Below are 22,118 nucleotides of genomic sequence, written 5' to 3' on the forward strand. Positions count from 1 at the left end.
ACCGCCTGGTGTTGGTGTCCGGTGGCCTGACCGGACCGCGGCGGCCTTCTGGTGGCCTGACCGGACCGCGGCGACCGCCTGGTGTTGGTGTCCGGTGGCCTGACCGGACCGCGGCGGCCTTCTGGTGGCCTGACCGGACCGCGGCGGCCCTCCGGTGGTCGGCTCAGACCGCGGCGGCCTGGCGCAGCCGCCGCCCGGTGACCAGTGTGGGGCGGATCCGGAAGTAGGCCGTGTCGCCGCCCCGGCTCCAGGCCGGCGGCAGGATCTGCTCGGCGCGCTCGATGTCGCACGGGTCGTCCAGCGACACCGCCCGCCCGGTGACGGTGACGTTCCAGGCAGTGCGCGCGGCCATGTCGTACTCGTCGGTCTGGAGCGCGACCACATTCTCCCGCAGGGCGTGGACCGCCCTGGTCTCCGCGACGACGCGGATGACCACGGTGTCGTCCGGTTCGAAGGCGAAGGCGACCGGGCGGATGACCGGCAGGGCGTCGAGTGTGAAGACGACACGACCCAGCGGTGCCCGGGACATCAGCCGCAGTGCTTCGCCGACTGTCAGCTCCTCGACCGTCTGTGTGTGCGTTTCCATGTGTAGATCCTCTCACCGCTGCCCTGCGTAAACCCGGGGCGAAGGTCCCGTGTGACAGGTACGCGGGGGAGGTTCTTTTCCGGTCTTGGTGTCCTGCGGACCGCTTCACGGAACAAACGGGCGCCGGCTGTGACCGCTCGTCCGGCCCAGGCGTCCGGCGGCGCTTCCCGAACGGCTTACCGGTGGTGACCGGGTTACAGATCTGCCGCATACCGGTCCGGTGTTTACCGACAAACCATCATTTGCTATCGATATTTCGCATGTGCATGCATTGCCAGCGGCCGCTCCGGGGCGTTCCCGTAGAATGTATCCGGATTGATATACCCGCTGCTCAAATGAACGGAATGATGAATTCCGGTTATCCCGATGCGGCCCGGCACCCCGCGTACCACCTGGATCAAGACGGCCGACGCGCCCGGGAACGTCGGGGCAAGAACCCGTGAATCGGGTGAAACCGACAACGCTCGCCGTGCGTCCTGACGGGAATAGACCGTCACTTCGGTTCCCCGCGCCGGTACGGGAGGGCGAACGGACGATAACGGAACTGTTTCGTGACGGAAAAATACCCGCCACAAGAGGACACACGTCTTTACGGTGCTTGATCGGCGTCATGCGCATCGGGCAAGCTGAACCGGCACAACCGACCGGGAAGGCGATGGGGTCCTGGCTGTTTGTCGTCTCGGAGCCGTCCTGCCAGCGTGTGCGACCGCATGCGTGAGGGACTGCTCCCTGCGAACCCGGGAGATTCAAAATGGCACACGAACCCCACGCTGCCCGCAGTGACCGGACCGCCGGAAGCGTCGGCCGGGTGGACTGCGAACCGGCCCGGCCCGGCCTGAGCGGGCCCGGCCCGGCACTGTCCGGCCCGGTACTGCCGGACTCCGTAGTGCCCGACCCCGTAGTGCCCGACTCCGCAGTGCCGGACCGGACAGTGTTGGATCAGACAGTGCATGATCCGAATTCGATTGATCCGACCGTTCTTGAGCCGACCGTTCTTGAGCCGACCGTTCTTGAGCCGACCGTCTTTGATCCGAACATTCTTGATCCGAACGTGGTCATGGCCCAGGCCGGCACCGAGAACTTCCCCGTCGCCCTGCGCCTCCTCGCCCCCGGCCACCGCCGCCACCTGCTCGCCGTCTACGGCTACGCCCGGCTCGTCGACGACATCGGCGACGAAGCCGCCGGCGACCGCACCGCCCAGCTGGACGCACTCGAAGCCGAACTGCTGAAGCTGTACGACGACCCGGACGTGTACGCGGAAGGCGGGCAGCTGGCAGTCCTGCGCCGCCTCGCACCCACCGTGCGCGAGGTCCCGCTGCCGGTCCGGCCGCTCCTGGACCTCATCGAGGCCAACCGGCAGGACCAGACCGTCCTGCGCTACGCCACCTACGACGACCTCGCGCAGTACTGCGCGCTCTCCGCCAACCCCGTCGGCCGCATCGTCCTGCACATCTTCGACGCGGCCACCCCCGACCGCATCGCGTACTCCGACGACATCTGCACCGCCCTGCAGATCGCCGAACACCTCCAGGACGTCGCCGAGGACTACGGCAACGGCCGCGTCTACCTGCCCCAGGAGGACCTCGCCCGGTTCGGCGTCGCCGAGACCGACCTGGCCGCCGCGCGGGCCGGGCTGCCACTGCGCCGCCTGGTCGCCTTCGAAGCACTGCGCGCCCGCCGCCTCCTCGACCGGGGGGCACCACTGGTCGCAACCGTCTCCGGACGCGAAAGACTGGCCCTGGCGGGTTTCACCGCCGGCGGCCGGGCCGCCCTCGACTCCGTCGAAGCGGCCGGCAACGACATCCTGGGACTACACCCACGCCCCACCAAGGGGCGGCTGCTCGCCCATGTGGTGCGCGTGCTGGTAAAGAAGAAGTGAGGGACGCAACGATGATGGACGTGGACGCCGCGTACGCCTACTGCGAACGGCTGACCCGCAATCAGGCCCGCAACTTCTCCTACGGCATCAGACTGCTGCCCGAGCCGAAGCGTCGTGCCCTGAGCGCGGTCTACGCCTTCGCCCGGCAGATCGACGACGCCGGCGACGAAGAGCACCTGACCGCCGACGAGAAGACCGCCGAGCTGGTCCGGCTGCGCAAGCAGGTCGACGACCTGCCCGCGCTCGACGACCAGGCCAACCGGCGCGACCCGGTGACCGTCGCGCTGGCCGACGCCGCGGGCACGTACCCGATCCCGTTCGGGGCGCTCACCGAGCTCATCGACGGCGTCGAGATGGACCTCGACGGCCGCCGTTACGCGACGTTCGACGAACTGACGCTCTACTGCCGCCGGGTCGCCGGCACCGTGGGCCGCCTCTCCCTGGGCATCTTCGGATCCACCGACCCGGTCGCCGCCCCGGGGCTGGCCGACACCCTCGGGGTCGCCCTCCAGATCACCAACATCCTGCGTGACATCCAGGAGGACAAGGACAACGGGCGCGTCTACCTCCCGTACGAGGACCTGGCCAAATTCGGCCTCGAAGCCGCCTGGGAACTGGACGGAGCCTTCGTGGCCGGGCCCGCCTTCGACGACCTCGTCCGCTTCGAAGCCGAACGCGCCCGCCGGCTGTTCGACGACGGCATGCTGCTGATGCCGCTGCTCGACCGGCAGTCCAAAGCCTGCGTGGCGGCCATGGCCGGTATCTACCGCCGCCTGCTCACCCGCATCACCGAGGACCCCGCGGCCGTCCTGCGCGAACGGGTCTCCCTGCCCACGTGGGAGAAGGCCGAGATCGCCGCCCGAGCGGTGTCCGGCATCCCCGTCGGGGAAAGATCCGCCTTCGGCGGCATCGCCGCGAAACTCGGCGGTTCCGCAGCTTCCCGGCGGGGGAGTGAGCAAGCGTGATCCTAAAGAAACGTGATCCACGATGAACGGCCGGCCGACGGACCTCATCGTCATCGGCGGCGGCCTCGCGGGCATCGCCGCGGCCCTGGAGGCCGCCGCGGCCGGGCTGCGGGTCACCCTCCTGGAGGGCAGGCCACGCCTCGGCGGAGCCACGTTCTCCTTCCGCCGTGACGGCCACTGGCTGGACAACGGTCAGCACGTATACATGCGCTGCTGTACGGAATACCTGAAGTTCCTGGACCGCATCGGCACCGCCGACCAGGTCTACCTGCAGCCGCGCCTGGACGTGCCCGTCCTCAGCCCCTGGGGGCGTACGGGCCGCATCACCCGCACCGACCTGCCCGTCCCCCTCCACCTCTCCGCCGCGCTCGCGCGGTACCCCTTCCTCACCACCCTCGGCCGACTGCGCGCGGTCCGCGCCGTCCAGGCCCTCAAGCACCTCGACCCGCAGGACCCGGCGCACGACGAGGTCACCTTCGGCTCCTGGCTGGACCGCTACGGCATCACCGTCCGCGAACGCGCCGCCCTGTGGGACCTGTTCGGCATCGCCACACTCAACCTCGGCGCCGCCCACGTCTCCCTCGCGATGGCCGTCAAGGTGTTCCGCACCGGACTCCTCGACACCAACAGCGGCGCCGACATCGGCTGGAGCCGCGTGCCCCTGCAACAGCTGCACGGCGACGCCTCGGCGAAGGCACTGGCCGCCGCCGGCGTGGACGTCCACCTCCGCTGCCGCGTCCACGACGTCAAGCCGGGGCGGAGCGGGCACACCGGGCAGGGCGGGCACACCGGGCGGACCGGGGACGCCGGCTTCACCGTGACGAGCGACGGTGAGCACCTCGAAGCCGCCCAGGTCATCCTCGCCGTACCGCACACCGACGCCGCCGCGCTCCTCCCCGACGGCGCACTGCCCTTCCCCGTACAGGACCTCGAAGGTCTGGGCCACTCACCCATCGTCAACCTGCACGTCGTCTACGACCGCCCGGTCACCGACTTCACGTTCGCGGCCGGCATCGCCTCACCCGTCCAGTTCCTCTTCGACCGCAGCGACAACCTCGACCTCGAAGCGGGCCGCTACCTCGCCGTGTCGGTCTCCGCCGCGGACGCCGACATCGACCTGACCCGCGACCAGCTCAAAGACAAGTACCTGCCGGAACTCGACCGGTTGCTCCCGGCGGCCCGGCAGGCCCGCGCCGAGGAATTCGTCGTGACCAAGGAACGCCACGCCACCTTCCGGGCCGTCCCCGGCACCGGGCGTCTGCGCCCCGGGCCCGTCACCGGGGTCCCGGGTCTGTACCTGGCCGGAGCCTGGACCGGCACCGGCTGGCCCGCCACCATGGAGGGCGCTGTCCGCAGCGGCCTCGCCGCCGCCCACCAGGCGCGGTCCTTCCGGGAGAGGACGAGCCCATGACCGAAGCGAAAGTCTCCCCCGTGCCCGGCCCACCGCACACCGCCGCCGGACCGCCCGCCGTGCTCGACCGGGCCCGCCGGATGACGGTCCCCGCACTGCGCACCGCGGTGTCCCGCCTCCAGCCACCGCTGGCCAAAGTGTCCGCCTACCACCTCGGCTGGACCGACGAGCACGGCAACGAGCGCGGCGGCAACGGCGGCAAGGCGCTGCGCCCGGCGCTGGCCGTACTGTCCGCCGAAGCGGTCGGCGCCGACGTCAAGGCCGGCATCCCGGGCGCGGTGGCCGTCGAGCTGGTGCACAACTTCTCGCTGCTGCACGACGATCTGATGGACGGCGACGAGGAGCGCCGCCACCGGCCGACCGCGTGGAAGGTGTTCGGCCCGGGGCTCGCCGTCCTGGCCGGTGACGCGCTCCTCGTGCTGGCCGAGCAGATCCTCATGGAGACCACCGACGGCTACGGCGACCGGGCGGCCCAGCTCATCACCGACGCCACCGCGAAACTGATCGACGGTCAGTCGCAGGACCTGGAGTACGAGTCGCGGATGGACGTGACCGTCGAGCAGTGCCTGACCATGGAGGGCAACAAGACCGGCGCGCTCCTGGCCGCCGCCTCGGGCATCGGCGCGGCCCTGGCCGGGGCCGATGAGGAGATCGTCGGAAAACTCTGTGGTTTCGGCCACCATCTGGGCGTAGCGTTCCAGGCTGTGGACGATCTTCTGGGGATCTGGGGCAGGCCCGCTGTCACCGGCAAGCCCGCGTACAACGACCTCCGCCAGCGCAAGAAGTCCGTGCCCGTCGTCGCAGCCCTCTCCGGCGGCACCACGCAGGGGCGGCAGCTGGCCGAGCTCTACTCGACCGGCGGAGACTTCACCGAAGAGCAACTGGCCCTGGCCGCCCACCTGGTCGAGACCGCCGGGGGGAGGACACGCACCGAGGCCGAGGCGGAACGCCACCTGCGACTGGCCCTGTCCAGTCTCGACGGCCTCGACCTGCCCCCACGTGTGCGCGCGGACCTCATCTCCCTCGCGGAATTCACTACCACTCGGGAGCTGTGAATGACCGTCACCATCACCACGACATCAGTCGAAGACCCGGTCCGGGAGACCCTGGACCGGGCCGTGGCCCATCTGCTCAGTCTGCAGAGCCCCGAAGGGTGGTGGAAGGGCGAGCTCGAGACCAACGTGACCATGGACGCCGAGGACCTGCTCTTCCGGGAGTTCCTCGGCATCCGCACCGCCGAACAGACGGCGCAGTCAGCCGCGTACATCCGCTCCAAGCAACTCGACGACGGCACGTGGGCCATCTTCCACGGCGGCCCGCCCGAACTGTCGACGACCATCGAGGCGTACGTAGCCCTCAAGCTCGCCGGGGACGACCCGCAGGCCGGGCACATGATGAGCGCGGCCGCGTACATCCGCGCGCACGGCGGCATCCCCAGCGCCCGGGTGTTCACCCGCTTCTGGCTGGCCTTCTTCGGCTGGTGGTCCTGGGACGACCTGCCCGAGATGCCGCCCGAGTTGATCCTGCTGCCTTCCTGGTTCCCGCTGAACGTCTACGACTTCGGCTGCTGGGCCCGGCAGACGATCGTCCCGCTGACGATCGTCAGCTCCATGCGGCCGGTGCGCCCGCAGCCGTTCCCGCTCGACGAACTGGCCACCGGCGTACCACCGCAGCCGCGCAAGCAGACCGACGACGTCTGGTCCAAGCTCTTCAACGGACTCGACAAGGTGCTGCACGCCTACCACCGGCGTCCCGTCCGGGTCCTGCGCCGCATCGCGATGAAGCGCGCCGCACAGTGGATCATCGAGCGGCAGGAGGCCGACGGCGGCTGGGGCGGCATCCAGCCCCCGTGGGTCTACTCGCTGATCGCCCTGCACCTGATGGGCTACCCGCTCAACCACCCGGTGATGGCCCAGGGCATCAAAGGCCTCGACGGCTTCACCATCATCGAACCCACGGCCGACGGTACGGTCCAGCGCCGCTTCGAGGCCTGCCAGTCGCCCGTCTGGGACACCGGCCTCGCCGTCGTCGCGCTGCGCGACGCGGCGGTGCCCGCCGACCACCCGCAGGTGGCCGCCGCCGCCGACTGGCTGGTCGCCGAAGAGGTCCGCGAACCGCGCGGCGACTGGGCGGTCCGCCGGCCGGCCCTCGAACCGGGCGGCTGGGCCTTCGAGTTCGCCAATGACTACTACCCGGACATCGACGACACCGCCGAGATCGTGATGGCCCTGCGCTACTCCGGCGCGTCCGACCCCGCGCGCCTCCGGGCAGCCCTGGAACGCGCCGAGAACTGGACCGCCGGGATGCGCAGCGCCGACGGCGGCTGGGGCGCGTTCGACGCCGACAACACCGGCACTCTGCCGCTCAGGCTGCCGTTCTGCGACTTCGGCGAAGTCATCGACCCGCCGTCCTCCGACGTAACCGCCCACGTGGTTGAGATGTTCGCCGACTCGGTCGGCCCGTTAGGGGAATCCACCTACCGGGACCAGGTCCGCACCGGGGTCAAGTGGCTGCTGGAGAACCAGGAGGCCGACGGCTCGTGGTTCGGCCGCTGGGGCGCCAACTTCATCTACGGCACCGGCTGCGCGGTCCCCGCGCTGACGGCGGCCGGAGTCGACCCGGGGCACCCCGCGATCCGCCGGGCCGTGCGGTGGCTGACGGAGCGGCAGAACCTGGACGGCGGCTGGGGCGAGGACCTGCGCAGCTACGCCGACCCGGCGGTGTGGAGCGGCCGGGGCGACTCCACGGCTTCGCAGAGCGCGTGGGCGCTGCTCGCGATGATCGCGGCGGGGGAGCGGGAGACCGCTTCCGTACGGCGTGGGGTCGACTGGCTGACGGAGACTCAGAACAGTGAAGGCAGCTGGGACGAACCGCAGTTCACCGGCACAGGGTTCCCCGGCGACTTCTACATCAAGTACCACATGTACCGCCTGGTGTTCCCGGTGATGGCGCTCGGGCGCTACATGGAGGAGCAGCACTGATGCCACGACTGCTCGTCGCCACGCCCCTGCGGGCCGAGGAACTGGCCGTGCGTTCCGCACTGCGCGGCCGTCCGGGAGTGGTGGCGCGCAGCGGCATGGGGCCGCAACGGGCGAAGAACTGGCCGGTCCCCGCCTCCGAGGTGTTCGCCGTGGCCGGTTTCTGCGGCGGTCTCGACCCCGCGATGCGACCCGGCGACATCGTGGTCGCGACCGACGTGCACGGCCCCGACGGCGCGGTGCACGACTGTGTGGGTGCGCTCGCCGGACTCCTGCGGGCGGTGGGGATGACCGTCCACTGCGGCAGCGTCGCCACCGTGGACACGGTCGTCCGCGGCGGGGAACGGCACCTGCTGTCCGACGCCGGATTCCTCGCCGTGGACATGGAGTCCGCCCACCTGCTGCGCTGCGCGGCCCGGCCCTCCGCGGTGCTGCGGGTGGTCACCGACGCCCCCGGCCACGAACTCCTGCGCCCCGCGCTTGTTCCCAACGGCATCCGCGCCTACCGGAACCTGCGCCGGGCCGCGGCGGAACTCCCGGCCTGGGCAGCTTCCCTGACAGTCGAAGAACTTCTCAGAAATCCGGACGGTGGATGATGACGTTCGACCTGGACGAGACCCTGCGGACGTACGCCGGTCAAGGCTTCGACCTCACGTCCCGGCATTTGAACCCACAGCTTCCGCGGGTGCTCAGGACGCTGGGTTTCGACCGGGACTACGTACGGGCCGAAGGTCCGTACCTCTACGACGCGCATGGCGACGAATACCTCGACTTCCTGTCGGGCTTCGGCACGTACGGCGTCGGCCGGCACCACCCCGTCGTGCGCAAGGCGCTCCAGGACCTCATCGCGATGGACCTGCCGGACATCGTGCACTTCGCGACGCCCGTGCTCGCCGCCGCGCTCGCCGACAAGCTCCTCGCGCGGTCGTCGCACCTGGAGCGCGCGTACTTCTGCAACAGCGGCACCGAAGCAGTCGAAGCGGCGCTGAAGTTCGCCAGGTTCGCGACGGGCCGCAAGCGGATCGTCTACGTCGACCACGCCTTCCACGGTCTGACCGCCGGGGCGCTGTCCGTCAACGGGGCCAAGGAGTTCCGCAAGGGCTTCGACCCGCTGTTCCCGGACGTCGCCATCCAGCTCGGCGATCTCGCGGCGCTGGAGCGGGAGTTGAAGAAGGGCGACGTCGCGGCCTTCATCGTCGAGCCGGTCCAGGGCAAGGGCGTCGTCATCCCGCCGCCCGGGTTCCTGCTGGCCGCCCAGACGCTGCTGCGGGCCCACGGCGCGCTCCTCATCTGCGACGAAGTCCAGACAGGGCTCGGGCGTACGGGGAAGTTCTACGCGTACGAATGGGAGCCGGGCGTCGAACCGGACATCGTCACCGTCGCCAAGGCCCTCTCCGGCGGTTATATCCCCGTCGGCGCGACGCTGACCCGCGACTGGGTGTTCAAGAAGGTCTACTCCACGATGGACCGCGTCCTGGTCCACGATTCGACCTTCGGCGGCAACAACCAGGCGATGGTGGCCGGTCTGGCGACGCTGTCCGTCATCGAAGAGGAAGACCTCGTCGGCAACTGCGCCCGGATGGGTCAGGCCTTCACCGACGCGCTGACACCGCTGATTGACAAGTACGAACTCTTCGCCGAGGTGCGTGGGCGTGGCCTGCTCATCGGCCTGGAGTTCGGCAAGCCGAAGTCCCTGAAGCTGCGCGCCGGTTGGAGCGCGCTTCAGGCGGCCAGGACCGGCCTGTTCGCCCAGATGGTGGTCGTCCCGTTGTTCCAGCGCCACCGGATGCTCACCCAGGTCGCCGGGGACCACATGGACGTCATCAAGCTGCTGCCCCCGTACGTCATCACCCAACGCGACGTGGACAGCTTCACGGCGGGCTTCGTCGACGTCATGGACGACGCCCACAAGGGCACCGGCCTGATGTGGGACTTCGGCCGTACGCTGATCAAGAACGCGGTCACCCGCTGACGCACGGCTGAACACGAAGGCCCGGCACCCCTTCCGGGTGCCGGGCCCGCACTTTTTTGTCCTCAGTGCACGGCGACCTTCGGTGCCTCGTCGCTTTCCGCGACGACCACATCGCCCGCCTTCACCCGGATCACCGTCAGCGCGACCACGGCCGCGAGCAGCAGCAGCACCGCCGACGCCGTCATCGCCTGGGTGTAACCGGCGGTGAGCACGTCGCGGTTCGCCGCTTCGAACACACTGGGGTCGGCCATCGACGCGCCCTTGGCGGCCTTCTGCTTGACCGTTTCGTCGTCGGCCGCGGTCTTGGCGACGGTGACCAGCGCCGACAGGCCGATCGTTCCGCCGACCATCTGGGTCACGTTGAGCATCGCCGACGCGATGCCGGAGTCCTTCGGATCCACACCGTTGGTGGCCGTGGTCATCATCGCGACGAACACAAAACCCATACCGAAGCCGAGGGCGATCATCGTGGGTAGGAGCCCCACCGCGTAACCGGAGTCAGCCTTGAGGAAGTGCAGGTAGAACAGCCCGGACCCGGCGAGCGTGGTGCCGAACGTCAGCAGGACTCGCGGCCCCACCCGCGGCAGGACCGCACTGCAGATCTGCGCGGCGATGATGACGGCGACCGACAGTGGCATGTAGGCCAGCCCGGACTTCAACGCCTTGTAGCCCAGGACGTTTTGCATGTAGAGCGTGATGAAGTAGAACGACGACATCATGCCGCCGCCAGCCAACGCCATGATGGCGTAGCCGCCGCTGCGGTTTTTGTTCTTGAACAGCCGCAACGGCATCAGCGGCTGGTTGGTGCGTATCTCGATGGTGAGGAACGCGCCGAGCAGTGCCACGGCGGCGACCAGTGAGACGACGGTGATCCCGTTGCCCCAGCCCTTCTCCGCCGCCCGGATGACGCCGTACACCAGCGCGGCGAGGCCGACCGTGGAGGTCAGCGCACCCGGGATGTCGAACTTCCGCCCGCCCAGGGCGCTTTCGCCCGACGGGAGGTCCGCGGGGATGATCCTCGGCACCGCAGCGCCCAGGAGGACACCGATCGGCACGTTGACGAACAGCACCCAGCGCCACGACACCCACTGGGTGAGCAGGCCGCCCATCAGGAGGCCGATCGCGGCGCCGGTCCCGGAGACCGCCGCGTAGACGCCCAACGCCTTGTTGCGCGGGGGGCCTTCGGCGAAGGTAGTGGTCAGCAGTGACAGGATCGCCGGGGCCATCACCGCGCCGCCGACGCCCTGGAGGGCGCGCGCCGAGAGCAGCATGATCTCGTTCTGGGCGAACCCGCCGAGCAGGCTGGCCAGAGTGAACAGGGAGAGGCCGTACAGGAACATCTTCCGGCGGCCGAGCAGGTCGCCGAGCCGGCCGCCGAGCAGCAGCAGGCCACCGAAGGCCAGGGTGTAGGCGTTCATGACCCAGCTCAGCGACGTGTCACTGAAGTGCAGAGCGTCCTTGATGCTTTTCAGTGCGATGTTCACGATCGTGGAGTCCAGCACGATCATGAGCTGGGCCCCGGCCAGGACGGCCAGGGCCAGTCCGGTGCGTGTGACTTGGGTATGACTGGGTGTCGGTTCGGCGGATCGCGCCGTTTCCGGCGTGGTCGAGGTCACCGTTCTCCTCGCGGGGGGCTTTTGAGTGGTTGGCTAACTACCGTGCGTAGAACGCAAGTTGCGCTGCGGAACAGCTGTCCGGTCGTGGCGCGGAGCGGTCTGATTGTCCGACACTAAGGCAACCCTCTGACACTCGCCTGCCATTTTTCCGCCGATGGAAGCGGAGGGTCGGATGTGAGGGTAAGCCCTCGACCATCCGGTCGTTCGCAGTGCCGGATCCTCCTGTCCGGCGGCTCCGCCAAAAGCTTGATTTTGTCTAATAAATGGCTAGCGTGGGGTCATGCCTGGATTCCCCGAACAGCCCCGCGCGGTCGACCTGATGATCGGCTTCCCCAGGGCCGAAGCGGCCCGTACGTACGACTTCCTCGCCCCGCAGCTCCGCGACGCGGAGAGCAAGCGCATGGAGTTCCCCGCCGAGTACATGTTCAAAGGCGTGCCGGACCGCCTCGTCGAGGACGTCGACCCGGTGGCTGTGACGATCGATCAGATGGACGCCTGCGGAGTCGAAACCGGCCTCGTGGGCCTGAGTGAGACCGCGCTGCGCGCGGTCAAGGAACACCCGGGGCGCTTCCGCCTCAGCGTCGAAGTCGATCCCAACGAGATAACGACGGCCGTACGGAAGATCAGGCAGGCGCACGCCGACCATTCCATCGTCGCGGTCACGACCTTCCCGGCCGGTTGCAACCCGCAGGTCCCCGTCAGCGACCGGCGCTACTACCCCGTCTACCAGACCTGCGTGGACCTCGGCATCCCGATCGTCGTCAACGCCGGGATAGCCGGGCCGCGGGTGCCGTCGGCCTGCCAGGACGTCATGCACTTCGACCAGGTCTGCTACGACTTCCCCGAGCTGCGGATCGTGATGCGCCACGGCGCCGAACCGTGGTGCGACCTGGCCGTCAAGCTCATGCTCAAGTGGCCCGGCCTCTACTACATGACCTCCGCCTTCGCGCCGAAGTACTACCCGCGGGAGATCGTCTCCTATGCCAACACCCGTGGCGCCGACAAGATTCTTTATGCCGGGTACTACCCGATGGGCCTTTCGCTGGACCGCATCTTCCGTGAGCTGCCCGACGTCCCGTTCAAGGCGGAGGTGTGGCCGAAGTTCCTCCGGGAGAACGCCGTACGGGTCTTCGGGCTCTGAGTTTTATTGAACATGTTCAAAAAATCCGGAGCCGGTGTTCCGGACACAGCGGGGCAGGTTCACTGTCCTGGCCATGAGCGCTGACCAACACGCGCGGCGGGTCCGCGTCTGGTTGTGGATTTTCCCGGTCTGCCTGCTGCTGAGCGGCCTGACCGCCTTCCCTCTGGAGACTGAGACGGGCTGGCTGGCCGACATCGTCCACCGCTCCTGGGTGCCCGCGCCCGAAGCCCTGGTGCACTGGATCGACCGCACCCACGAGGGCATCGTCGTGACCAACGACGACTACCCGTTCCTCGTCTACCGGCACATCAGGGCGATGGAGGCCTGGGCGGAGCGGACTTCCGTGCCTGCCTGCGAGTGTCCGGCGACGTGAAGACCACGATGACCGGAATCCTGATCGCCGACGCTTGATGATCAGGATTCCGGTCGTCGCGGTCTCGGGTGTGCGACTCAGCCGCGGCGTGCGACCAAGCTGGTCTGGGTGAGGCGCACGAGCGGGATCCGGCGCTCGCAGCGCTTCTGGTAGTTCGCGTAGTAGTCCCGGTCGGCGACCAGCAGCTTCCAGTGCTCCGCGTACTCCTCGCCTTCGAGGACCTCGGGGACACTCCAGTACGTCGCGCCCTGGACCCGGACGAGCACCTGCGGGTTGGCCGTCGGATCGGTCAGGTTCACGTACCACGAGGGGTTTTTCGCAGCGCCCGCGAACGAGGCGACGACGACGCGCCCGCCGGCCGGGTCCGTCCAGAACGGCAGCGCGACCTTGTGCACGTTGCCCGTCCTGCGGCCGACCGTGTGCAGCAGGACGTGGTTCATCCCGGCGAGCAGCCAGGTGGAGTCGTCGTCGCTGGCTTCGAGGTACTTCACATGCTCTTTGGTGAAGCCCACGATCTCGTCGGGGGTGGGTTCGGCGAAATCGTCGTTCTTCTGGCTTGAGTTCTGCTGATCCTCCGTCATGGACCGGGAGACTACGGCCCGCTGATGCAGGTCACAATGAGGTCAGCCGGAGACGAGCAGCTTCTTCTGGACCTTGCCGAGTGCGTTCCGGGGGAGTTCCCCGACGAAGAGGACGCGGCGTGGGCGCTTGTGTGCGTTCAGGTGCTGCGCGACGAAGTCGATCAGCTCGGCAGCCGTCACGTCAGTAGACGTGACAACGTAAGCGACGAGCTCCTGGCCCAGGTCAGCGTGCGGGACGCCGACGACTGCGGCCTCCCGTACGGCCGGGTGGGACAACAGCGCGCCTTCGACCTCGCCGGCGCCGATGCGGAACCCGGCGCACTTGATGAGGTCCGTCGAGGCCCGGCCGACGATGCGGTGCCGGCCGTCACCGTCGATCGCGGCGACGTCGCCCGTACGGAACCACCCGTCGGCGGTGAACGAACCGGCCGTGGCTTCCGGCAGGTTGAGGTAGCCGTGGAACAACGACGGTGACCGCACCTGGAGTTCGCCGACCGATTCGCCGTCGTGCGGCAGCAGCGCGCCGGAGTCGTCGGCGATCCGGGTGCGCACCCCCGCGAGCGGCAGGCCCACGGACCCCGGGTGGCGCTCGCCGTCGGCGCGGGTGCTGAGGGTGATGAGGGTCTCGGTCATGCCGTACCGCTCGACAGCGCTGTGCCCGGTCAGCGCGCGCAGCTTCTCGAACACCGGGACGGGCAACGGCGCGCTGCCGGAGACCAGGAGCCGCGCACCGCGCAGAGCCCCGGCCGCGGTGGGGTCCTCGGCGATCCTCGACCACACCGTGGGCACTCCGAAGAACATCGTGCCGCCGTGTTCCGCGGCTGCGGACCCGTACGCCGCCGGGGTCGGTTTTCCGGTGTGGACCAGCTTGGAACCCGCGCGCAGTGCGCCGAGCACGCCCAGGACGAGGCCGTGGACGTGGAACAGCGGGAGTCCGTGGACGAGCACGTCGTCCGCCGTCCACGCCCAGGCCCCGGCCAGCGCGTCGAGGTCGGCGGCGATCGCGCCGTGGGACAGGAGGACGCCCTTGGGCGCACCGGTCGTGCCGCTGGTGTAGAGGATCAGGGCGGTGCTGTCTTCGGACGGCACGGCGTACGGGGTGCTCGACCGTGCCGCGAGGTCCACCGGGACCGACCCGGAGTCCCACGCGCCCTCGGAGTCCAGGAGGACCGTGGCCCCGCTGTCACCGAGGATGTGTCCGCGCTCCGTCGGCCCGGAGTCCGGCGGCACCGGCACGACCGGCACCCCGGCGATCAGCCCGCCCAGGACGGCGGCCACCGTCTCCAGCGTCGCGGTGGCGCGCACGGCCGCGGCGGGTTCCCCCGTGATCCTGTCGGCCACAGCGGTCGCCGCGCTGACGAGGTCGGCGCGGCTCATCGCCCGCCCGGCGACGACCACCGCGTCCGCGCGGTCGGTGGCAGGGGCGGTGAGAGCGGTCACGAGTGGGCGCACCACAGGCCTCCAGGAAGTACGGAGCTGATCTCCCCTGATGCTAACCGGGCGTCCGGCGTCTTCGGACAGGGCCGGTGGCGGGGTCCGCGGGAGCGTACGGTGCCAGTAGTGCGCCAGTGGTCTGATCTACGGTCAGCAGGTGAATGCGGCGGGAACGCCCAGTGGAGGGAACATGCCAGTGGTACGGGGGAGTTCAGCCGGCGCGGTCGCCGCCGTGGCGGTCGCGGCGGCGCTGCTGACCGGTTGCGGTCAGGAGAGCGGGGGCCCGCTGTCGATCGTCAAGTCGGCTTCCGGGCAGCCGTCGTCGTCCGCCCCGGTGCAGGTCTCGAACACGGACCTGCCGGTGGCCACACTGATCAGCCGGGCGAAAGAGGCTTCCGGCAAGCTCAAGACGGTCCATCTGGTCGCCGACCTCCGGGACAAGGCCAAGCCCTTGAAGATGGACGTACGGGTTGACCGCGCGACGCGGAACTTCACCGGGTTCATCGTCTCCGACGGGCAGCGGATCGACCTGCTGCGCAACGGCAAGGACCTCTACGTCAAAGGCGACGAGGCGTTCATGACCAACGCCGTCGGCAACGCCGAGGTGGCCAGGCTGCTCACCGGGAAGTATCTCCGGACCGCCTCGGACGACCCGCGGTTCGGCGACCTGTCGAAGATCGTGGACGTGACCGATCCGGCGCTGGCGCTCAAGGACTTCCCGGAGAACGGGGTCAAGAAGCCGGTCAAGGAGGTCAGCGGCCGCCCGATGATCCCGGTCACCGGCCCGCCGGGTGAGGACGACGGGACGGTCTACTTCGAGGCGGAGGGCACGCCGTACCCGGTCCTGGTGGTCTCGGACAGCGCCGACGAAGGGGGTTCGATGAGCTACGGGGACTTCGACCTGCCGCTGGACATCACCACGCCGCCGGCCGGGGAGATCATCGACACGACAAAACTGCCGGCGGCGGCGACGGCGAGTCCGACGCCGGGCGGGGCGTAGACCTGCTTTTGAGCCGGGCGGGTCAGGCTGGAGGCAGGCGGCTGGCAGGGAAACCAGGCGGCTGGAAGGGAATCAGGCGGGGACCAAGGCTGCGGGCGGGAATTGCAGGCGGGCAATGCAGGTGGGGATCACGGCTGCACGCGGGGAATCAGGCCGGGATGAGGCCGTGGCCGCGGGCGTAGTCGCCGAGCAGGACGCGCAGCCGCTTGCGGCCCCGGTGCAGCCTGGACATCACGGTGCCCACCGGCACGTCGGTGATCCGGGCTATCTCCTTGTACGGGAACCCCTCGACGTCGGCCAGGTACACGGCGATGCGGAACTCCTCCGGGACGGCCTGCAGGGCGTCCTTCACCGCGGAGTCGGGCAGCCTGTCCAGCGCCTGGGCCTCGGCCGAGGGCAGCCCGACGGCCGCGTGCGACGCGGCGCGGGACAGCTGCCAGTCCTGGACTTCCTCGGTGTGCGCCTCAAGGGGCTGGCGCTGCTTCTTGCGGTAGGTGTTGATGAAGGTGTTGGTGAGGATCCGGTACAGCCAGGCCTTCAGGTTGGTGCCCTGCTTGAACTGGTGGAAGGAGCCGTACGCCTTGGCGAACGTCTCCTGCACAAGATCCTCGGCGTCGGCCGGGTTGCGGGTCATCCGCAGGGCAGCCGGGTAGAGCTGGTCCAGGTACGGCAGCGCGTCCCGCTGGAAACGGCGGTCGAGCCCACTGCGTCCGGCCCCGGTGGCCGCGGCAGGTTCAGTCGTGCTCGACACGGGGGCCTCCACGGGGATCGGCAAGGTCGCAACCGGGCTCATACAGCCGCCTTCCTGCGTCCGCGACGCGATGTACGGGGAGCGGGCCCGCCCAACCGGCGGGCCGCCTCAGAGAAGTATGTGCCCCCGGTCCGGAGCTTCAGCACGGGACTTTCGTCCTCTTCATTCCCGGCTTAAGGCCCCGGTCGGTGCGGTTTTCCGGCGTGCGCCGACGGTGACGCGGCAGCAGAAAACGGCTGGCATCAGCTGTTTCCCGGGCGCACACCGGCCTTACCCTGGCGACTATGGGCTACGGGGAGTGCACGGTCACAGTCGGTGTCGAAGAGGAGTTCCACCTCATCGACCTCAAGTCCAGACAACTGATCCCGGCGGCGGCGGCCGTCCTGGAGCAGTTACCGGGGAAGGGGTTCACCGCCGAGCTCCAGAGCTGCGTGGTGGAGACGAACAGCGAGCCCCACACGTCACTTGAGCACCTGCGCCAGGACCTCGCGGGCTCGCGGGCGGTCCTCGCCGCCGCAGCCGGGCGCATGGGCCTGGGCATCGCGGCCTCCGGGACCGCACCGCTGGCGAGGGTGGACGACATCCCGCCCACCGCGGAGCCGCGCTACCTGGCGATGACCGACGAGTACCGCCTGGCCGCCCGCGAACAGCTGATCTGCGGAGCCCAGGTGCACGTCGGCGTCGACGACCGGGACCTGGCCGTAGCGGTCCTCCCGTACCTCGCCCCGCACCTGCCCACCCTCCTCGCGCTGTCCGCGAGCAGCCCGTACTGGCTGGGCCGGGACACCGGCTACGCCAGCTGGCGCACCCAGATCTGGCAGCGCTGGCCAACCGCTGGCCCCGCCGGGATCTTCGCCTCGGCCGCCGAATACGACGACACCATCGCCGGGCTCGTGCGCTCCGGCGTGATCGGCGACACCGGGATGGTCTACTACGACGTCCGCCCCTCCCGGCACCTGCCGACCCTCGAACTGCGCATCTGCGACGCGTGCCCCGAACTGGACGACGTCCTCGCACTGGCCGCGCTGTTCCGCGCCCTGGTCGTGCGGGCCTGCGAGGACGCGACGCAGGGCATCCGTCCGACCGTCGTCCGCTCGGAGTGGCTGCGGGCGGCCACCTGGCGGGCCGCCAGGTCCGGGCTTGAAGGCGACCTCGTGGACCCCGAACACATGATCCCCGCGCCCGCGGCGGACGTCGTACGGGGTCTGTTGCGCGCACTGCGCCCCACCCTGCGGTCGGCCGGCGACTGGGACACGGTCTCGGCCGCCGTCGAACAGTCCCTGGCCCGCGGCAGCTCGGCGTTCCGCCAGCGCGAGGCCGTACGCCGCTGCGGCGGACGACTCCCGGCGGCGGTGGATCTGGTCGTGGAGCGGACCCGGGCCGTCGACGGAGACGCTCGTCACGTCGGCTGACACGCACCTCCAGGTGCGTTTGACCTGATCAGGGCATATGTCCCTGACGGAGTGTAAACACCTGTCCGGAATGCGAAACCGCAGTGCGGGGTACCCGCACACGTGCCCTAAAGTCGGCGTCAAAACCAGACCCACGGGAACAACGACACCCACGACACAGCAGTCGCCGGGCCCGTCGTCGTCCTGTGGCACCCAAACAGTCTGCGACGGCGCGAAGCGTCCGGAGCGCGGCGAAAGCACCGGCGGAGCGATGGGCGCGAAGCGTCCCGAGCGCGGCCGGAGGCCGCAGTTGGTCCGGGCGACGCGCTGAGGCAGGGAGGACACGTGAGCGAAGCGCTGCGAACCACAGCTGCTCCGCAGCGGGTGGCCGCCCCCTCAGTGCTTGGAGCCCGGCTTAGAGAAAAGGTAGGTAGCTCGTGATCCGCAAGCTCCTTGTGGCCAACCGGGGCGAGATCGCCATCCGGGCCCTGCGCGCCGCGTCCGAACTGGGCATCACCACTGTCGCGGTGTACGCGTACGAGGACCGGCACTCCCTGCACCGCCAGAAGGCGGACGAGAGTTACGAGATCGGCGAGCACGGTCACCCGCTGCGCGCCTACCTCGATGTCGACGTCATCGTGAACGCGGCCGTCGCCTGCGGCGCCGACGCCGTGTACCCCGGCTACGGTTTCCTGTCGGAGAACCCGCAGCTCGCCGAGGCGCTGGCCGCCGTCGGCATCACCTTCGTCGGCCCGCCGGCCGAGGTCCTGACGCTGGCCGGCAACAAGGTCCGCGCCCTGGAGGCCGCCACCGCCGCCAGGATGCCGGTCCTGAACACCGTGTCGCCGATGGACGACATCGACGCACTGGTCGCCGCTGCGGAGACCGTCGGCTTCCCGATCTTCGTCAAGGCCGCCGCCGGCGGCGGCGGACGCGGTCTGCGCAAGGTCGACCGCCGCGAAGACCTCCGCGCGGCGATCGACTCGGCCATGCGCGAGGCGCAGACCGCCTTCGGTGACTCCACGGTCTTCCTCGAAGAAGCCGTGATCAACCCGAGGCACATCGAGGTCCAGATCCTCGCCGACGCCGACGGCAACGTCGTCCACCTGTACGAGCGCGACTGCTCCGTACAGCGCCGGCACCAGAAGGTCATCGAGATCGCCCCCGCGCCCAACCTCGACCCGGAGATCCGGGCCAGCATGTGCGCCGACGCGGTCCGCTTCGCGCAGAGCATCGGCTACCGCAACGCGGGCACCGTCGAATTCCTCCTCGACGAGCGCGGCCGGTACGTCTTCATCGAGATGAACCCCCGCATCCAGGTCGAGCACACGGTCACCGAAGAGGTCACCGGGATCGACCTCGTGCAGTCCCAGCTGCGCATCGCCTCCGGCGAGACCTTCGCGGACCTCGGACTGCGCCAGGAGGACATCCGCGTCCAGGGCGCCGCCCTCCAGTGCCGCATCACCACCGAGGACCCGTCCGCCGACTTCCGCCCCGACACCGGCACGGTCTCGGCCTACCGGTCCCCGGGCGGCGCGGGCATCCGCCTCGACGGCGGGACCTTCAGCGGCGCGGAAGTACTCCCGTACTTCGACTCCATGCTGGTCAAGCTGACCTGCCGGGGCCGCACCTTCGCCGACGCGGTATCCCGCGCCCGGCGCGCCACCGCCGAGTTCCGCATCCGCGGCGTCGCCACCAACATCCCGTTCCTGCAAGCCGTACTCGACGACCCGGCCTTCCGCGACGGACACGTGACGACCTCGTTCATCGGCGACCGCCCCGACCTGCTGAAGAACCGGGCCGGCGCGGACCGCGGCACCCGGCTGCTCGCCTACCTGGCCGACGTCACGGTCAACCGGCCCAACGGCACGGCCTCAGCCAACATCGAGCCGCGCAGCAAGCTCCCGGCGCTCGACCTCACCGAAGACGCCCCGAACGGCACCCGCCAGCAGCTGCTCGACCTCGGCGCCAAGGGCTTCGCCGAAGCCCTGCGGGCCCAGACCGCGCTGGCCGTCACCGACACCACGTTCCGCGACGCCCACCAGTCGCTGCTCGCCACCCGCGTCCGCACCGACGACCTCGCCGCCGCCGCGCCCTTTGTCGCCCGGATGACGCCGGAGCTGTTCAGCGTCGAGGCGTGGGGCGGCGCCACCTACGACGTCGCCCTCCGGTTCCTCAAGGAAGACCCGTGGGAGCGGCTCGCCAAGCTGCGCACGGGCCTGCCGAACGTCAACCTCCAGATGCTCCTGCGCGGACGCAACACCGTCGGGTACACCCCGTACCCGGACAAGGTCTGCGTGAAGTTCGTCGAGGAGGCCGCGCGCACCGGCATCGACGTGTTCCGCATCTTCGACGCGCTGAACAACGTCGACGCGATGCGCCCGGCCATCGAGGCGACACTCGGCACGCACGCCGTCGCCGAGGGCACACTCTGCTACACGTCCGACCTGTCCAACCCGGCCGAGAAGCTCTACACGCTCGACTACTACCTGCGGCTCGCCGAGCAGCTGGTCGAAGCCGGTGTGCACGTGTTGTGCGTCAAGGACATGGCCGGCCTGCTGCGCGCGCCCGCCGCCCGCACCCTGGTCACCGCCCTGCGGCAGAACTTCGACCTCCCGGTGCACCTGCACACCCACGACACGGCGGGCGGCCAGCTGGCCACCTACCTGGCCGCGATCGAAGCCGGTGCCGACGCCGTCGACGGCGCTTCGGCGGCACTGTCCGGGACCACTTCGCAGCCCTCGCTCTCGGCGATCGTCGCGGCGACGGACTTCACCGAGCGGCAGACAGGACTGTCCCTCGGCGCGCTCAACGACCTGGAGCCCTACTGGGCCTCGGTCCGCGAGCTGTACGCGCCGTTCGAGGCGGGCCTGCCCGCCCCCACCGGCCGCGTCTACTCGCACGAGATCCCCGGCGGCCAGCTGTCCAACCTGCGCACCCAGGCCATAGCGCTGGGCCTGGGCGACCGCTTCGAGCAGATCGAGGACGCGTACGCCGCCTCGAACCGCATCCTCGGCGACATCGTCAAGGTCACCCCGTCCTCCAAGGTCGTCGGCGACCTGGCCCTGCACCTGGCCGCCGTCGGCGCCGACCCGGTCAAGTTCGAGGCCGACCCGGCCTCGTACGACATCCCGGACAGCGTCATCGGCTTCCTCCAGGGCGAGCTGGGCACGCCGCCCGGCGGCTGGCCCGAGCCGTTCCGCACGAAGGCCCTGGCCGGCCGCTCCGCCTCCGCCCCGCGCACGGTGGAACTCACCGCCGAGCAGGATGCGGCGCTGGACGGCGACGACGTCCGTACGGTCCTCAACCGGTTGCTGTTCGCCGGTCCGGCGCGGGACTTCGAAGAAGCCGTGCGCCTGTACGGAGACCTGTCGGTCATGCCGACCAACGCGTACTTCTACGGCCTCAAGCCGGGGGAGGAGCTGACCGTCGGCCTCGGCAAGGGCGTGTCGCTGTTCCTCGCCGTCGAAGCAGTCAGCGAGGCCGACGAGCGCGGATTCCGTACGGTCTACTGCCGGATGAACGGCCAGCCGCGGGTGCTCTCCGTACGCGACCGTTCGGTGACCCCCGCCAAGCCGGCCGCCGAGCGCGCCAACCCGGAGAACGCGCAGCACGTCGCCGCGCCGTTCAGTGGCGTCGTGACCCTCCAGGTGGAAGTCGGCTCGGTCGTGGAGGCCGGTCAGACGGTCGCCACCATCGAGGCGATGAAGATGGAGGCCTCCATCACGACCTCCGTCGGCGGCACGGTGGAGCGTCTGGCCATCGGGCCGGTCGCGTCCGTGGAAGCGGGAGACCTGCTGCTCACTGTTTCTTAGCGGGCTCCAAGCGCGGGCGTTCTCCTCCCTACGCCTTCGCTCCGCTCAGTCTCCGGTCGGCGCCCGCGCGTCGCCCGAGGGGCTGCGACACTCCGGTCGCGCTCGGGACGCTTCGCGCCCGTCGCTTCGCGCGGGCTCCAAGCGCGGGCGTTCTCCTCCCTACGCCTTCGCTCCGCTCAGTCTCCGGTCGGCGCCCGCGCGTCGCCCGAGGGGCTGCGACACTCC

Annotated in this window: 17 protein-coding genes; 12 read left to right on the forward strand and 5 right to left on the reverse strand. The window is 69.8% G+C overall.

Annotation, left to right across the window (positions count from 1 at the left end):
* Positions 1-163: 163 nt before the first annotated feature.
* A complete protein-coding gene (locus tag AC0Z36_RS10950; RefSeq protein ID WP_485462581.1) occupies positions 164-586 on the reverse strand; it encodes a pyridoxamine 5'-phosphate oxidase family protein in 423 nt (140 codons plus the stop codon).
* 1,057 nt (positions 587-1,643) lie between these two features.
* Between AC0Z36_RS10950 and hpnC the strand changes: the two genes are divergently transcribed.
* Genes hpnC through AC0Z36_RS10985 form a run of 7 tightly spaced genes read left to right on the forward strand, consistent with a single transcriptional unit; the run spans position 1,644 to position 9,791 of the window.
* Complete coding sequence (gene hpnC, locus AC0Z36_RS10955; RefSeq protein WP_485462597.1) at positions 1,644-2,465, forward strand: squalene synthase HpnC; 822 nt, start codon at positions 1,644-1,646, stop codon at positions 2,463-2,465.
* Between the two features lie 14 nt (positions 2,466-2,479).
* Positions 2,480-3,430 carry a presqualene diphosphate synthase HpnD gene (gene hpnD, locus AC0Z36_RS10960; RefSeq protein WP_485462598.1) on the forward strand — a complete coding sequence of 317 codons (951 nt, stop codon included), beginning with the start codon at positions 2,480-2,482 and terminating at the stop codon, positions 3,428-3,430.
* A 22-nt stretch (positions 3,431-3,452) separates the two neighbouring features.
* Positions 3,453-4,841 (forward strand): hydroxysqualene dehydroxylase HpnE, encoded by a 1,389-nt coding sequence (gene hpnE / locus AC0Z36_RS10965; protein ID WP_485462582.1) that lies wholly within the window; start codon positions 3,453-3,455, stop codon positions 4,839-4,841.
* Positions 4,838-5,896, forward strand: a complete 1,059-nt coding sequence (locus tag AC0Z36_RS10970; protein ID WP_485462583.1) for a polyprenyl synthetase family protein — start codon at positions 4,838-4,840, stop codon at positions 5,894-5,896. Before hpnE ends, AC0Z36_RS10970 begins: the two co-directional genes overlap by 4 nt.
* Positions 5,897-7,822, forward strand: a complete 1,926-nt coding sequence (gene shc, locus AC0Z36_RS10975) for a squalene--hopene cyclase (protein ID WP_485462584.1) — start codon at positions 5,897-5,899, stop codon at positions 7,820-7,822. It abuts the gene before it with no gap.
* Positions 7,822-8,415: a phosphorylase family protein gene (locus AC0Z36_RS10980; RefSeq protein WP_485462585.1), complete on the forward strand. Its 594-nt coding sequence runs from the start codon at positions 7,822-7,824 to the stop codon at positions 8,413-8,415. Before shc ends, AC0Z36_RS10980 begins: the two co-directional genes overlap by 1 nt.
* Complete coding sequence (locus AC0Z36_RS10985) at positions 8,415-9,791, forward strand: aspartate aminotransferase family protein (protein WP_485462599.1); 1,377 nt, start codon at positions 8,415-8,417, stop codon at positions 9,789-9,791. Before AC0Z36_RS10980 ends, AC0Z36_RS10985 begins: the two co-directional genes overlap by 1 nt.
* Before the next feature lie 62 nt (positions 9,792-9,853).
* Here AC0Z36_RS10985 and AC0Z36_RS10990 read toward each other — a convergent pair whose 3' ends face one another.
* On the reverse strand, positions 9,854-11,407 hold the full coding sequence (locus AC0Z36_RS10990) for a DHA2 family efflux MFS transporter permease subunit (protein WP_485462586.1): 1,554 nt from the start codon (positions 11,405-11,407) through the stop codon (positions 9,854-9,856).
* A 280-nt stretch (positions 11,408-11,687) separates the two neighbouring features.
* Here AC0Z36_RS10990 and AC0Z36_RS10995 point away from each other — a divergent pair, with 280 nt between their 5' ends.
* Complete coding sequence (locus AC0Z36_RS10995) at positions 11,688-12,548, forward strand: amidohydrolase family protein (RefSeq protein ID WP_485462587.1); 861 nt, start codon at positions 11,688-11,690, stop codon at positions 12,546-12,548.
* A gap of 73 nt (positions 12,549-12,621) precedes the next feature.
* Positions 12,622-12,921: a hypothetical protein gene (locus AC0Z36_RS11000; protein ID WP_485462588.1), complete on the forward strand. Its 300-nt coding sequence runs from the start codon at positions 12,622-12,624 to the stop codon at positions 12,919-12,921.
* Between the two features lie 77 nt (positions 12,922-12,998).
* Here AC0Z36_RS11000 and AC0Z36_RS11005 read toward each other — a convergent pair whose 3' ends face one another.
* Both AC0Z36_RS11005 and AC0Z36_RS11010 read right to left on the reverse strand, forming a co-directional pair.
* Entirely contained in the window at positions 12,999-13,502 is a 504-nt protein-coding gene (locus tag AC0Z36_RS11005; protein WP_485462589.1) for a nitroreductase/quinone reductase family protein, read from the reverse strand.
* Between the two features lie 42 nt (positions 13,503-13,544).
* Complete coding sequence (locus tag AC0Z36_RS11010) at positions 13,545-14,957, reverse strand: acyl-CoA synthetase (protein ID WP_485462590.1); 1,413 nt, start codon at positions 14,955-14,957, stop codon at positions 13,545-13,547.
* A gap of 169 nt (positions 14,958-15,126) precedes the next feature.
* On the opposite strand from AC0Z36_RS11010, the gene AC0Z36_RS11015 reads away from it, so the two are divergent.
* Positions 15,127-15,936, forward strand: coding sequence for a hypothetical protein (locus tag AC0Z36_RS11015; protein WP_485462591.1), 810 nt, complete (start codon positions 15,127-15,129; stop codon positions 15,934-15,936).
* A 148-nt stretch (positions 15,937-16,084) separates the two neighbouring features.
* Here the strand turns inward: AC0Z36_RS11015 and AC0Z36_RS11020 are convergent, their stop codons facing one another.
* Entirely contained in the window at positions 16,085-16,729 is a 645-nt protein-coding gene (locus AC0Z36_RS11020) for a sigma-70 family RNA polymerase sigma factor (protein ID WP_485462592.1), read from the reverse strand.
* Positions 16,730-16,971: 242 nt separating this feature from the next.
* Between AC0Z36_RS11020 and AC0Z36_RS11025 the strand changes: the two genes are divergently transcribed.
* Together AC0Z36_RS11025 and AC0Z36_RS11030 are read left to right on the forward strand one after the other, a co-directional pair.
* The gene (locus AC0Z36_RS11025) at positions 16,972-18,099 is read left to right on the forward strand and encodes a carboxylate-amine ligase (RefSeq protein ID WP_485462593.1); all 1,128 of its coding nucleotides are present in this window, start codon (positions 16,972-16,974) and stop codon (positions 18,097-18,099) included.
* A 416-nt stretch (positions 18,100-18,515) separates the two neighbouring features.
* A complete protein-coding gene (locus tag AC0Z36_RS11030; RefSeq protein ID WP_485462594.1) occupies positions 18,516-21,893 on the forward strand; it encodes a pyruvate carboxylase in 3,378 nt (1,125 codons plus the stop codon).
* Positions 21,894-22,118: the final 225 nt, after the last annotated feature.

The sequence above is a fragment of the Kitasatospora sp. UYEF31 genome (assembly GCF_057291755.1).